Source organism: Phenylobacterium sp., from assembly GCF_046590535.1.
Classification (GTDB): domain Bacteria; phylum Pseudomonadota; class Alphaproteobacteria; order Caulobacterales; family Caulobacteraceae; genus Phenylobacterium.
In genome coordinates this window covers 11,200-24,119 of sequence record NZ_JBKJTG010000171.1, presented here as the reverse complement: position 1 = coordinate 24,119, position 12,920 = coordinate 11,200, and the positions used below count along the sequence as shown (strand labels likewise).

Annotated in this window: 12 protein-coding genes; 5 read left to right on the top strand and 7 right to left on the bottom strand. The window is 70.7% G+C overall.

Features of this window, described 5'->3' with window-relative positions; genetic code table 11:
* Positions 1-19: 19 nt before the first annotated feature.
* Positions 20-970, bottom strand: coding sequence for a DnaJ C-terminal domain-containing protein (locus ACLL81_RS10275; RefSeq protein WP_411288244.1), 951 nt, complete (start codon positions 968-970; stop codon positions 20-22).
* A gap of 81 nt (positions 971-1,051) precedes the next feature.
* Positions 1,052-1,516 (bottom strand): YcgN family cysteine cluster protein, encoded by a 465-nt coding sequence (locus tag ACLL81_RS10270; protein WP_411288243.1) that lies wholly within the window; start codon positions 1,514-1,516, stop codon positions 1,052-1,054.
* Between the two features lie 79 nt (positions 1,517-1,595).
* Here ACLL81_RS10270 and ACLL81_RS10265 point away from each other — a divergent pair, with 79 nt between their 5' ends.
* From ACLL81_RS10265 to ACLL81_RS10250, 4 genes are all read left to right on the top strand, one after another.
* Entirely contained in the window at positions 1,596-3,404 is a 1,809-nt protein-coding gene (locus ACLL81_RS10265; protein ID WP_411288264.1) for an ABC-F family ATP-binding cassette domain-containing protein, read from the top strand.
* Positions 3,405-3,892: 488 nt separating this feature from the next.
* The gene (locus tag ACLL81_RS10260) at positions 3,893-4,891 is read left to right on the top strand and encodes an ABC transporter substrate-binding protein (protein WP_411288242.1); all 999 of its coding nucleotides are present in this window, start codon (positions 3,893-3,895) and stop codon (positions 4,889-4,891) included.
* The gene (locus ACLL81_RS10255; RefSeq protein ID WP_411288241.1) at positions 4,888-5,628 is read left to right on the top strand and encodes an ABC transporter ATP-binding protein; all 741 of its coding nucleotides are present in this window, start codon (positions 4,888-4,890) and stop codon (positions 5,626-5,628) included. The genes ACLL81_RS10260 and ACLL81_RS10255 overlap by 4 nt, the downstream gene beginning before the upstream one ends.
* Positions 5,629-5,633: 5 nt before the next feature.
* On the top strand, positions 5,634-6,392 hold the full coding sequence (locus ACLL81_RS10250) for an ABC transporter permease (RefSeq protein WP_411288263.1): 759 nt from the start codon (positions 5,634-5,636) through the stop codon (positions 6,390-6,392).
* Here ACLL81_RS10250 and ACLL81_RS10245 read toward each other — a convergent pair.
* The 4 genes from ACLL81_RS10245 to ACLL81_RS10230 all read right to left on the bottom strand — a co-directional run bounded on the left by ACLL81_RS10245 (position 6,389) and on the right by ACLL81_RS10230 (position 10,112).
* Entirely contained in the window at positions 6,389-6,610 is a 222-nt protein-coding gene (locus ACLL81_RS10245) for a hypothetical protein (protein ID WP_411288240.1), read from the bottom strand. The genes ACLL81_RS10250 and ACLL81_RS10245 overlap by 4 nt on opposite strands.
* Complete coding sequence (locus ACLL81_RS10240; RefSeq protein WP_411288239.1) at positions 6,579-7,961, bottom strand: hypothetical protein; 1,383 nt, start codon at positions 7,959-7,961, stop codon at positions 6,579-6,581. The genes ACLL81_RS10245 and ACLL81_RS10240 overlap by 32 nt, the downstream gene beginning before the upstream one ends.
* A gap of 169 nt (positions 7,962-8,130) precedes the next feature.
* A complete protein-coding gene (locus ACLL81_RS10235) occupies positions 8,131-9,729 on the bottom strand; it encodes a peptide chain release factor 3 (protein WP_411288238.1) in 1,599 nt (532 codons plus the stop codon).
* A gap of 50 nt (positions 9,730-9,779) precedes the next feature.
* Positions 9,780-10,112 carry a DUF1491 family protein gene (locus ACLL81_RS10230; RefSeq protein ID WP_411288237.1) on the bottom strand — a complete coding sequence of 111 codons (333 nt, stop codon included), beginning with the start codon at positions 10,110-10,112 and terminating at the stop codon, positions 9,780-9,782.
* 156 nt (positions 10,113-10,268) lie between these two features.
* On the opposite strand from ACLL81_RS10230, the gene ACLL81_RS10225 reads away from it, so the two are divergent.
* Positions 10,269-11,129, top strand: a complete 861-nt coding sequence (locus tag ACLL81_RS10225) for a hypothetical protein (protein ID WP_411288236.1) — start codon at positions 10,269-10,271, stop codon at positions 11,127-11,129.
* Here ACLL81_RS10225 and ACLL81_RS10220 read toward each other — a convergent pair.
* Positions 11,126-12,712 carry a sensor histidine kinase gene (locus ACLL81_RS10220; RefSeq protein ID WP_411288235.1) on the bottom strand — a complete coding sequence of 529 codons (1,587 nt, stop codon included), beginning with the start codon at positions 12,710-12,712 and terminating at the stop codon, positions 11,126-11,128. The genes ACLL81_RS10225 and ACLL81_RS10220 overlap by 4 nt on opposite strands.
* Positions 12,713-12,920: the final 208 nt, after the last annotated feature.

Genomic DNA, 12,920 nt, shown 5'->3' with positions numbered 1-12,920 from the left:
CGGTTTGCCCAGCGCGGGATCAGCCGCGACGGCGCGGAGCATAGGGCCGCTTCTGCCGCCAGGCCTCGGCGAAGGCCTCCAGCTCGGCGTCCGGCTTGTCGGGCAGAACCACCACCAAACGGGCAAACAGATCGCCGCGGCGGCCCTGGCTGTCGTTGAGGCCCTTGCCCTTCAGGCGAAGCCGCGAACCGGTGTTGGCGCCCTTGGGCACCGTCAGGGTGACCGGACCGTCAGGCGTCGGTGCCTCCACCTTGCCGCCCAGCACGGCGTCGTAGGCGGCGATCGGCAGGTCCATGACCAGAAAATCACCCTCCTTGCGGAACACCGGGTGCGTCTGCACGGCGAGCTCGATGAAGGCGTCGCCAGGGCCCGACCGCCCGGGCGACCCCTGCCCCTTCAGCCTCAGGGTCTGCCCGTCCTGGGCGCCCTTGGGAATGATCACGTCGATGGTGCGCCCGTCGGAGAAGGCGATCCGCCGCTTGCCGCCGCGGATGGCGTCCAGGAGGTCAACCTCCAGCCTGGCGCGCACGTCGGCGCCGCGCTGGGAGAAGCCGCCGAAGCCGCCGCCCGCGCCGCTGGCCCGGCTCCCCTGGCCGCGGCCGCCGAACATCTCGCCCAAGATGTCGCCCAGGTCGACGCCCTCGAAGCTCTCGTTACGGTTGGGGCCCCGCTGCGGGCCGCCGCCGAAGCCCGCGCCGGGCTGGCCCCAGGGTCCGCCACCGCCGCCGAAGCCCCGCGACGTCTCCCGCCCATCGGCGTCGATCTCGCCGGCGTCGAACTTGCGCCGCTTGACCTCGTCGCCAACCACGTCGAAGGCCGCACTGACCCGCTTGAAGCGCTCTTCGGCTTCCTTGTTCCCGGGATTGGTGTCGGGATGGTTGGCCTTCGCCAGCTTGCGGAACGCCTTGCGGATGTCGTCCGCGCTTGTGGTGCGGGCGACGCCAAGTTCCTGGTATGGGTCGCGCGCCAAAAGGGGTCCTGACCTCGAAAAACCGTTCAATCCGAGTGTTCTAGATCGGCGTGCGCCCGCTTGCACGCAAGTGATGTGACCCTAGTCCTCGCCGCGCTCGTCGATCAGGTCCCAGGCGGCGAACTCCAGGGCGTCCTCGGCCTTGTCCAGCACCGTCTCGCTGATGGTCTGGCCGCGCACAGACACGCCCGCCCGGTGGACGCTCTCCGGGTCGCCGGAGACCAAGGGGTGCCAGTCGGCCAGATCGCGTCCCTCATGCAGCCGACGATAGCCGCAGCTCCTGGGCATCCACTCCAGGGCCTTGATGTTGCCCGGCGTCAGCTTGATGCAGTCCGGCACATGGCGTTCGCGGTTTGCGTAGTTACTGCAAGCGCAGGCAGCCGCGTCAAACAGCTTGCAGTGGACCCGGGTGGGAATCACCACGCCGGTGTCGTCATCCTCAAAGCGCACCAAGCAGCACAGGCCGCACCCGTCGCACAGGCTCTCCCACTCGGCAGCGTTCATCTGCTCGAGGGTCTTCCTTCGCCAGAAAGGTTCGCCGGTCATGGGCTGGCAGATAGACCCTGAGCGCGGCGAACCCAAGGCGGGATACTGCGGGCCTTGCGCCGCCGGCTCCAGCCGCTATCTGAGGCCGCCCATGAGAGCCCCCATCCTGGCCCTGAAGGACGTCCGGCTCGCGGACGGGCCGCTGATGCTGTTCGACGGGGTCGATCTGGCGCTGGACGCCCGCGTGCGCGCCTGCCTGGTGGGCCGCAACGGGGCGGGCAAGTCGACCCTGTTGCGCATCCTGGCCGGCCAGATCGAGGCGGACGGCGGCGAGCGCACGGTCAATCCCGGCGCGCGCATCGCCTTCGTGCCCCAGGAGCCGGAGATCGAAGGCGCGACCCTGCGCGACCATGCAGTGGCGGGCGGCGCCGAGGCGCACCGCGCCGACGCAGCCATCGAAGCCTTCGGGCTCGACCCGCGCAAATCCACCGCGGGCCTCTCCGGCGGCGAGATCCGCCGCGTGTCCCTGGCCCGCGCCTTCGCCGAGGATCCCGACGTCCTTTTGCTGGACGAGCCCACCAACCACCTGGACATCCTGGCCATCGAGACCCTTGAGGCGGAGCTTTCAGCCAGCCGGGCCGCCGCCCTGATCGTCAGCCACGACCGTGCCTTCCTGGAGCGGGTCACCCGCCGCTGCTTCTGGCTGGAGTACCGCAACGTGAAGCGCCTGGACCAGGGGTTCGGCGGCTTCGACGACTGGGCCGAGAAGATCGTCGCCCAAGAGGCCGAGGAAGCGCGCCGCCTGGACCGCGCCCTGCAGCGCGAGCAGCACTGGATGGCCCGCGGCGTGCAGGGCCGCCGGGCGCGCAACGAAGGCCGCCGACGGCGGCTGGAGTCCATGCGCCAGGCCCGGGCCGACCGGGTGAAGGACGCCCGCGGCGGCCTCAACATGGGCATCGCCAGCTCCGGTGTGTCCGGTCAGCGTGTGGCCGAGGCCAAGGGGCTCTCCAAGGCGTTCGGCGAGCGGGTGATCCTGAAGGGCTTCTCCACTCGCATCCTGCGCGGCGACCGGGTGGCGGTGGTGGGCCCCAACGGCGCGGGCAAGACGACGCTGGTCAAGCTGCTGCTGGGCGAGATCGCCCCGGACGCCGGCGAGGTGAAGCTCGGGACCAACCTGGAGGTCAGCTACATCGACCAAGCCCGCGCCGCCCTCGATCCGGAGATGAGCCTGAAGGACGTGCTGACGCCCTTGGGCGGCGACCAGGTCATGGTGCGGGGCGAGCCGCGCCACGTGGTTTCCTACGCCAGAGACTTCCTGTTCCGCGAAAGCCAGATCCGCCAGCCGGTGCGAACCCTTTCCGGCGGGGAGCGCAATCGCTTGCTGCTGGCCCGAGCCTTGGCCCACCCGGCCAACGTCATGGTGCTGGACGAGCCTACCAACGACCTGGACATGGACACCCTTGACCTCCTGGAGGACCTGCTGGCCGACTACGAGGGTACGCTGATCCTGGTCAGCCACGACCGAGACTTCATCGACCGGCTGGCCACCTCCACCATTGGTCTCGACGGGACCGGCCGCGCGGTGGAGACGCCGGGCGGCTGGCAGGACTTCGTCTCGCAGAACCCCGGCTTCTTCGGACGGCCGTCCACCACGGCTCCGGCGAGGAGCGAGAAGCCCGCGCCGCGGCCCGTGGCCACCCGGCCAGTCAAACTGACCTACAAGGATCAGCGCCGGCTGGAAGAGCTGGAGGGCTTGGTCCACGACCTGCCGGCGAAGATCGCCGAGCTTGAGGTGGGGCTTGCCGACGCCGGCCTTTACGCCCGTGATCCAACGGCGTTCCAGCAGCGCAGCAAGGCGCTCTATGCCGCGCAGGCGCAACTGGCCCAGGCCGAAGAAGAATGGCTGGCCCTGGAGGAGCGGCGAGAGACTCTGGAGGCTGGCGGATAGCTCCGCATACGGCTTTCCTGTGGATTTTCCCCGCCTCTGATTTTATAGGAAAAAGAGACATTTACTGCCAATCCATCAACAGGTTGTGCACACAGTTTCGGGGGGTGGCGCACACCGGGTGCGATTCAGGCGCTTGCCGCCCAGCCGGTTCGGTAGCAACCTGATTTTGCCGAGAGGGACTGCGGCGCGGGTGGACGGCGAAACCGGCAACGGACTAGCCTAGACCAAGCGAACAGAAGGCTTCTCAGGAGTAAGGAACCGGGGCAACCCGGGCCCCCTTCAGGGAGGCACCGGACGCGACCAAAACCGGCGGGGCGACCCGCTAACTGAGGCCGCAACCGACCTTGAACGCACAGATCCCCCAACGGATCTGGATGAGAGGGCGGTGTCACGGGCAACCGAGGCGCCGCCCTCTTGCTATTGGGCGATACCCAGCTTGGAAGCTGGGCCGCAGCGCCCTACCCTTTGGCGGCTGATCCGGGGGTCCCATGAAAGCCTTGCGTTCCATCGTCGTCGCGCTTGCCGCGCTGCTCTGCGCCTGCTCGCCGGCCAAGCCGCCGCCGACCGAGGGTGGCGGCCGCACCGCGATCCGCTTCGCCACAGACTGGCGCGCCCAGGCTGAGCACGGGGGCTTCTACCAAGCGCTGGCCAGCGGCGAATACGCCAGGCGCGGACTGGACGTGCAGATCGTCCAGGGTGGCCCCGGGGTGAACGTGCCGCAGCTGCTGGCCGCCGGCGCGGTGGACCTGGGCATGGGGTCCAACAGCTTCATCGCCCTGAACCTCGCCCAGGAGGGCGTGCCGGTGAAGGCGGTGGCGGCCTTCATGCAGAAGGACCCTCAGGTGCTGATCGCCCATCCCGGGCAGGACCTGAACTCCATCGCCGACCTGAAGGGTCGGCCGATCCTGTTGTCCGACGCCTCGGTCACCGCCTTCTGGGTGTGGCTGAAGGCCAAATACGGCTTCACCGACGATCAGGTGCGCAAATACACCTTCAACTCCGCGCCGTTCCTGGCCGACCGGCGCGCGGTGCAGCAGGGCTATGTGACCTCCGAGCCCTACACGATCGAGAAGGCGTCTGGGTTGAAGCCGGTCGTCTTCCTGCTGGCCGACGAGGGCTACCCCGGCTACGCCACCATGGTTCTGGCCCCCGACAGCCTAGTCGCCAGGAACCCCGCCGCCGTGCGCGCCTTCGTCGAGGCCAGCGCCAAAGGCTGGACGGACTACCTGGCCGGCGACGGCCGCGCCGCAGACGCCCGGATCCGCAAGGACAATCCTGAGATGACCCAGGACGTCCTCGACCAGGCGCGGGACAAGTTAAGGACCTACGGGATCGTCGCCGGCGCCGATGGGGCGCCGATCGGCGCCATGACCGACGCGCGCTGGAAGACCTTCTTCGACATGGCGTCGAGCCAGGGTGTCTATCCCAAGACCCTCGACTACCGACGCGCCTACACCCTGCAGTTCGTGAACCCGCCGGCCAAGTGACCGTCGCCGCGCTCATCGAGGTGGAGGTCGACTATGGCGCCCGCGGCCGCGCGCTTGGGCCGTTCAGCCTGGCCGTCGCGCCGGGCGAGATCGTCGCCCTGGTGGGGCCGTCCGGCTGCGGCAAGTCCACCGCGCTGCGGCTGCTGGCGGGGCTCGAGGCGCCCACCCGCGGTCAGGTCGTCCGCACCCCGGCCCGCGGTGAGACCGCCGTGGTCTTCCAGGCGCCAACACTGGCGCCATGGATGTCCGCCCGGGCCAACGCCGCCCTGCCGCTGGAACTGGCTGGGACCCCCGCAGCCGAGGCCAGGCGTCAGGCCGACGCGGCGCTGGCCCGCGTGGGCCTGGAGGGGGCGGAAGCCGCCCGGCCAGCGCAGCTCTCCGGCGGCATGGCGATGCGCGTCTCCCTGGCCCGGGCCCTGGTCACCGGGCCCCGGCTACTGCTGCTGGACGAGCCCTTCGCCGCCTTGGACGAGATCACCCGGCGGGTGCTCTGCGACGACGTGCTGGCGCTGTGGGCCGCCTCCGGGCCGGCCATCGTCTTCGTGACCCACAACGTGGAGGAGGCGGTCTACATGTCTGGCCGCGTGGTGGTGATGACCCCAGGGCCCGGCCGCACCGCCGGTGAACTGCTGGTGGCGGGACCGACGCCGCGTCCGGCTGGTTTCCGCACCACCCAGGCGTTCCGCGACAGCGTCGAAGCGGTCTCCGACACCCTCGCCCAGGGTGTGGCCGCATGAACCGCCTGATCCGGATCCTGGCGCCCCTGGTCCTCGTGGCCCTGTTGCTGGCGGCCTGGGAATTGGCCTGCTGGGGGCTGGCTGTGCCCGCCTACTTCCTGCCCGCCCCCTCCGCCATTGCGGTGGCCCTGGCCAGCGACTGGCAGGCCCTGCTGGGCTCCGCCTGGAACACCCTGGCCATGGCCTTGCTAGCCCTAGCCGTCGCCAGCGTGCTCGCACAAGGTATGGCCCTGCTGGTGGCGCTCAGTCCGACCCTGGAGCGCGCCGTGCGGCCCCTGGCCGTGGTGCTGCAGGTGACCCCGGTGGTGGCCATCGCGCCCCTGGTGCTGATCTGGGCCGGCCTCGACCACCCAATGCGGGCGATCGTGGCCCTGGCCGCTGTGGTCGCCTTCTTTCCGATCTTCTCCGGCGCCGTCACCGGCCTGAAGGCGGCCGACCCGGACCTGGAGCGGCTTTTCGACCTCTATGGGGCCAGCCGGGTGCAGCGCCTGGTCCGCCTGCGGCTACCGTCCGCCGTGCCGTTCCTGCTGGAGGGCCACAAGGTGGCTGCGGGCCTCGCGGTGATCGGCGCGGTGGTGGCGGAGTTCGTCGCCGGTTCCGGCGGCGCCCAGGGGCTGGCCTGGCGCATCCTGGAGGCCGGTAACCGCCTGCAGACCGCCCGCATGTTCGCCGCCCTCGTGGCGCTGGGCCTGATGGGCGCCCTGCTTCACGCTGCGCTAGAGCGCGCCGAACGGGCGGGCCTCGCCTGGTGGCGGGGGCGTTAGGGCTTGGCGACGTCGTCGAGGTCGAAGCGGATCGGCACCCGCACGGTCCCGACGATGGTCGGCAGGCCCTCGTCCGACCACACCGCCAGCCGGAAGGTGCGCGCCAGCGCCAGGGCGGCGCCGGCATAGCCCAGGCCGGCGGGATCCTCCGACTGAGCCTTGCAGGCTGGCTTCGCGGGAACCGCGTCAAACCGCGCGGCGGGGCTCGGTAGAGGCATTGCGGCGCAGACGGCTCAGGGCGTCGATGGCCACGATGCTCAGCGAGCGCAGGCCCTGTTCGGAGAACACTTCGAAGGCGGCGTCCAGCGCGGTGATCGCGGCGGCGCGCTCGCCGCGGTCCTTGCCGGTGATGTCCAGCCGGGCCTCATAGAGCCGGGCGAGGTGCACCTGCGCCAAGGCCCAGCCCGCCGGGTCGCGGCCGGCGCGCAGGTTGGAGAGCTCGATCTTCATGGCCGCCTCGGCCGCGTCGAGCACGGCTAGGTCGCCGGTGAGTTCCGCCGACCGGGCCAGGCATACAGCGCGCGCGCTGGCCGCCAGGCCGCGCAGGGGCGAGGCTGGCGCGTCTTTCAGCACCAGGCCGGCTCGGTCGAAACAGGTGACGGCCCGCTCGTAGGCGCGTTCGTCGTCGCTGGCCTCGCCAAGCGCCTGCAGGGCCTGGCCCAAAGCGATCTGCGTGCGGGCCCAGTCGAAGGGGCTGTGGTCGCGGGTCAGGTGGTCGAGGGCCGTGGCCAGCGCCGCCGCGCCAGCGGCGATGGCGTCGATGTCGCCCACCGCCTCGCCCCACAGGGTCATGGCCTGGCCGCGGGCGATCTCGGCCCGCGCCCAGGTGAGCGGTTCGTAGGCCGAGTCCAGCCGCTCGACGGCCAGGGTCGCGTCGTCAAGGGCGGCTTTCAGCAGACCCTCGTCCTGCAGCCGGGCCCCCCAGCCGCAGAGCAGGTCGGCGCGGATCAGCCGGGCCTCCGCGGCCAGGCCGCGCGCCGCGGTGAACCGGCGCGTGAGCGCGTCGAGGGCGGCGATGGGAGCGGAGAAGCGGGCGGCGGCGGCGTTGGCGGCTGCGGCGTCGCCCTTGGCGAGCTGGCGGCGAGCGTCGACAGCGGCCAGGCCCAGGTCGGCGAGCGGCGCGGAGAGTCCACCGCGGGCCGCGGTGCGAGCTTCGCGGAAGGCGGTTTCGGCGACGGCGTCGAGCTCGGGATCGCCGAACAGCTCGGCGCCCAGGAGCGTGCAGAAGGCCTGTTCACAGCGCGCCCGAGCCCATGCGTCGGGCTGACGGGCGGCGTCAAAGCCGGCGCAGGCGGTCTCCGCGGTGGCGGCGGCTTTGCGAAGGGCTGCGGCGTCGCCGGAGCGGCGGGCGACCTCGCGCCAGACGACGGCGGCGTCCAGGCGGCGCTGCGGCTTGTCTTTGGCGCTGATCCGGCCGGCGGCGATGTCGGCCGCCTTGCCTTCCTGTACGAGCAGCTGGAGGTCGAGCAGTTCGAGCAGGGATTGGTCACCGCCGGTCAGGCCGTCCGCGAAGGGCCTGACGCGCTCTGCGCCAAACAGCCGCTTGAACTCGCGTCCCAACCCCAACATCGCGCCGCTCCGGCTCCGCGGCCGTCCCACGATGGGACGATCCGCCTGGACCTTGAACGAAGAGAGCAAACCCGGAGCCGCGCGCTTTAACAAGTCGTTAACTTCTTGTGCATGGTTAACAGAAGCTTACCATACACAGTAAAGCGCAGATTCAAGACTTGTTCCGCGCTTAGGCGCGTTCCTTGGACCGTTCGAAGCGCACCTTCGGATAGCGCTCGGCCACGTAGCCGATCTCCCAGGCGGTCTTGGCCAGGAACACCGGCTGCTCGTCGATGTCGGCAGCCATGGCCATGCGGTGCTTGCCGGCGAAATCCTCTAGGTCAGCCTTGTCGCCGCCGATCCAGCGGGCTTCGGCGAAGGGGCTGGCCTCGAAGATCACCTCTAGGGCGTACTCGTTGGCCAGCCGGTCGGCCATCACCTCCAACTGCAGCTGGCCCACCGCGCCGACGATGAAGTCCGCGCCGATGTTGGGCCGGAAGAGCTGGGTGACGCCTTCCTCGGCCAGACCCTCCAGGGCCTTCTTCAGGTGCTTGGCCTTCAGCGGGTCCTTCACCCGCACCCGCTGCAGGATCTCCGGCGCGAAGTTCGGCAGGCCCGCGAAGCGCAGGGCGCCGGTCTCCGACAGGCTGTCGCCGACCCTCAGCACGCCGTGGTTGGGTATGCCGATCACATCGCCGGCGTAGGCCTCCTCGGCCAGCTCGCGGTCGGAGGCGAAGAACATGATTGGGGCGTTGACCGATAGCTGTCGCCCGGTGTTCTGCACCTTCAGCTTCATGCCCCGGGTGAACTGGCCGGAGGTGAGCCGCAGGAACGCGATGCGGTCGCGGTGGTTGGGGTCCATGTTCGCCTGGACCTTGAACACGAAGCCGGAGACCTCCCGGTCGCCGGGGATCACCTGGGTGGGTTCGCCAGCCTTCACCGCCGCCACGGCCTTAGGCGGCGGGGCGTAGGCGCCCAGGCCCGCCAGCAGCTCGTCGACGCCGAAGTGGCGGAGCGCCGAGCCGAAGAACACCGGCGTCATGTGTCCCTCCAGGAAGGACCCGATATCGAAGGGTTTGGAAGCCCCCTGTACCAGCTCGGCGTTGTCGGTCAGCTCGGCCAGTTCGTCCGGCCCCAGGAAGGTGGCCAGGGAGTTGCCCGCGAAATTGACGGCGGCGGGGTGTCCCTGCTCGCCATCAGGACCCTTCTTGGCGAAGGGGATGAAGCGTTGCTCGCGCAGGTCCAACATACCTTTGAACCGCCCGCCGGAGCCCGCCGGCCAGTAGAGCGGCGCGGGGTCGAGGGCGAGCTTGGAGCCGATCTCGTCCAGCAGGGCGAACGGATCCTGCGCCTCGCGGTCCATCTTGTTAATGAAGGTGACAATGGGGATGTCGCGCAGGCGGCAGACCTCGAACAGCTTGAGCGTCTGTGGCTCGATGCCCTTGGCCGCGTCCAGCACCATCACCGCCGCATCGGCTGCGGTCAGGGTGCGGTAGGTGTCCTCCGAGAAGTCCTCGTGGCCCGGCGTGTCCAGCAGATTGAACATCAGGCCGGCGTGATCGAACGTCATGACGCTGGCCGAGACGGAGATACCCCGCTCGCGCTCGATCTTCATCCAGTCCGACCGGGTGCGGCGGTTCTCGCCTCTGGCGCGCACCTGGCCGGCAGCCCGGATCGCCCCCCCGGCCAGCAGCAGGTTCTCAGTCAGCGTGGTCTTGCCGGCGTCAGGGTGGGAGATGATCGCAAAGGTGCGCCGGCGGGCGGCCTGCGCGGCGGGTGAGGTGCTCATGGGCGGCTGGTAGCCTGCGGCGTGCGGCGGCGCAAATCCGCGCCCCGCCCTCAGCCCGGTTCGACGGGCTCCACCAGGAAGTGGCGGCCTTCGCGGTCGTCGATCTCCACCACCCAGATGTCGGGATCGACCCGCATCGCGCGCTCGATGTAGCGGTCGAGGTCGGGCTCCTGGTCCGACGGCGCGGGCTGCATCCACACCCGCTCGCCGTCCAGGCGGGTGGCCTCGGCATAGAGGCGCGCGGTGTTCAGAGGCCGGTTCAGCACCTTGACCAGCACCGTACCGGCCCGGGCGTCGCCCTTGCGGATCACCATGGCGAAACCGCCGCCGATCTCGGCGCGGCGGATCAGGGCGCCCACCCAGATGTCCGTGGAAAGCAGCATGGAGGCGGAAGATGCGCCAAACACTGCGCGCCTGTCACGCCGCTAACCGATCGGAAAGGCCCAGCCGTTACGGTCCACCCAAGGTCCAAGAGGGCCGCCAAGAGAAATCAGAAGATGACGAGCTCGCGCAGAACCGCGCGGCCGGCGTTGCGATGGATGGGTTTGCTGAGCGCGGTGTTGACCGCGGCGCCGGGTCTCGCGCAGGCGCAGGCCCTGAACCTCTTCTACGAGCGTACGGTGATGATCGCAGCCGATGGCCGCTGCGGCCTCTTTGCGCCCGATGTGGCTGCGGCCCTCGCCGCCGGCCGGGCCCAGGCCCGCGGCGCGGCGTTGCGCGGCGGGACCACCCCCGGCTCTCTGGACACCCTGGCGCGGAGCGCCCGAGTAAAGGCGGCAGGCGCAGTTTGCGGATCGCCGGACATCGCCCTGGCCGCCAGTCGCGTGCGCGAAGCCTTTGCCGGATTCGCCAAGGTGACGCGCCTCTCCTACCCCGGCGACCTGGCTGGGTGGAGCGCCGACCGGTCGCAGACCCGGGCCGCCCGCTGGCGGCTGATGCAGGAAACGGGATTCGGTGCCGACCGCCTGAGCTTCGGCCTGGCCGGGCGCGAAACGCCGGGCGCCTTGGTGGCGGTGGGCCGTTTCGCTGACGGCGCGACCCCCTATGCCGCGCGCCTGGTGCTGCGCGACACCAGCCGAAGCCTCGGCCCCTATCTGGACCGCTGGGGCGGCGGGCCGACGGCGGGGCTGCCGCTGAGCCGGCGGCTGCCCCCGCGGGCGGCCACCCGTAGCTTCGCCGCCGAGGCGCGCAGCCCGGCGGGCCACGACCTGTTGCCCAAGACGGCCCGCGACGGCTGGGCGTTCCGCTTTCCCCCAGAGGCCGCGCGCGAGGTGGCCGGCCTCGACCCCCGCGAGGCGGTGGCCGTGGAGTTCCTGTTTTCGGGAGAGGTGCGCCGGGCCTATGTGGAGGTGGGCGACTTCGCCGCCGGCCGCGCCTTCCTGCAGCTGGCCGCGCGCTAACGCTCGGCGGCGTCAGCCCGGGCCAGGCGGGGCTGAGGTTCGCCAAGAACCGGCAGGCGCACGGTGACGGTGGTCCCCTCTCCCACAGCGCTCTCGATGGCCATGTCGCCTCCGTGCAGCCGGGCGAAGGCCCGCACCAGCGAGAGGCCCAGCCCAGCCCCGGCGGCGCGTTGGTCGGCGTCGCCGGCCTGTTCGTAGGGTCGGCCCAGCCGCTCAAGGTCGCGGGGGGCGATGCCGATGCCGGTGTCGGCGACGACCAGCTCCAGCACGTCCCCGCAGGCCTGGGCCGTCAGGGTCACCGAACCGCCTCGGGGTGTGAACTTCAGGGCGTTGGAGATCAGGTTCAGCGCGATCTGCTTGACCGCCCTGCGGTCTGCCTCGGCGTCCAGGGGATCGGCCGGCAGCACGCCGCGCAGGTGGATGCCGGCCCGGTCGGCCTGGCCCCGCATCAGCCGCAGCACCGCGCTCACCGCGTCGCGGGCGTCGAAGCTCTCGCGGGCCAGCTCGAACCGCTCGGCCTCGATCTTCGACATGTCGAGAACGTCGTTGATCAGCTCCAGGAGGTGGGTCCCCGACTCGTGGATCAGCTCGGCGTACTCGGCGTAGCGGTCGGCCAGCGGGCCGAACAGCCGCTGCCGCATGATGTCGGAGAAGCCCATGATGGCGTTCAGGGGGGTGCGCAGCTCGTGGCTCATGTTGGCCAGGAAGCGGGACTTGCCGGCGTTCTGGGCCTCGGCCGAAATCCGGGCCTCCTCCAGTTCGCTCTCGCGTCGCCGTTGCGGCCGGCCGTCACGCACCGCAGCGATCAGCCGAAGGGGGTCCATCCGGCGCAGGCTAAGGACCAGCCAACCCTGCGGATCATGAGCGGGGGCGAACCCGACCTCGGCGGCGCCCTCTTCGGCGGCCGCCTGCAAGGATTCGTCCAGGCCCAGGCGGTCCTCGGGTGCCGCCAGGTCCGAAAGGTTGCGGCTCGCCAGGGCGGCGGCCTCGACGCCCACCGGCGCTTGGCCGTAGGCGGCCAGGATGCGGCCGTCGAGCTGGAGGCTGAGCAGGAGCTGCGGCTGGTGATCGAGGAGACGAGACACATCCGAATGCCTGTTTTCCAGGCCCTGTGCATCACGCCGTGCGGCGCCTTGCAGGGCCACCAGGCCCGTGCCCAATCCACCCGCGATGGTGGTGATCGACAGAAAGCTCAACCAAATGGCGGATTGCGGCGACGGCATAGGCAGGGCCAGCAGCCGACCGCCGAGGGCGGCCACGGCGGTGGCGGCGATGGCGCAGGCGGTTCCCAAAGCCAGCAGTCGGGGCCGGCGGAAGGCGGCGGCGGCGGCCAGCGGCGCGAGGCACCAGGCCGCCAGCGGCCCCGCGGCGCCCCCGGTCATCAGGGCCGCCGAGCCTCCGGCCAGACCCCAGGCCAGGATGGCGATCACCCGGCCCGGCCCGCCGGCAGCCAGCGCCAGGCCGGCGCCGCAGAACGCTGCGGCGACCCCCAGCGACAGTGCGGCCAGTTCCAGACCGGGACTCAACAGGCCGTAAGCGACCATCAGGGAGGCGCTGGCGGCGGTGACCGCCGCCCAGCCCACGTGCCAGATAGCCGCGAATAGGGGCTCGCGCCGCCTAGTCTGCCTGGCTGATATTTGGCGCCGTTTGGGCATGCGACCTCTAGGAAACCCCGGTCCCGGCCAAGTCATAGCCTAGCCATGGCAAACGCGGGGTGTAAGGCCGCGCAAAGAACACCGCTTCGTGGAAAGGAAATCGTAAGCGCAAGGCGCCACCCTGTAACCCCCGCAA

Excerpts from the sequence above, each read along its gene's own strand:
- ACLL81_RS10260 (WP_411288242.1), top strand. The coding sequence starts at position 3,893 with ATGAAAGCCTTGCGTTCCATCGTCGTCGCGCTTGCCGCGCTGCTCTGC.
- ACLL81_RS10240 (WP_411288239.1), bottom strand. The coding sequence starts at position 7,961 with ATGTTGGGGTTGGGACGCGAGTTCAAGCGGCTGTTTGGCGCAGAGCGC.
- ACLL81_RS10235 (WP_411288238.1), bottom strand. The coding sequence starts at position 9,729 with ATGAGCACCTCACCCGCCGCGCAGGCCGCCCGCCGGCGCACCTTTGCG.
- ACLL81_RS10230 (WP_411288237.1), bottom strand. The coding sequence starts at position 10,112 with ATGCTGCTTTCCACGGACATCTGGGTGGGCGCCCTGATCCGCCGCGCC.
- ACLL81_RS10270 (WP_411288243.1), bottom strand. The coding sequence starts at position 1,516 with ATGACCGGCGAACCTTTCTGGCGAAGGAAGACCCTCGAGCAGATGAAC.
- ACLL81_RS10245 (WP_411288240.1), bottom strand. The coding sequence starts at position 6,610 with ATGCCTCTACCGAGCCCCGCCGCGCGGTTTGACGCGGTTCCCGCGAAG.
- ACLL81_RS10225 (WP_411288236.1), top strand. The coding sequence starts at position 10,269 with ATGGGTTTGCTGAGCGCGGTGTTGACCGCGGCGCCGGGTCTCGCGCAG.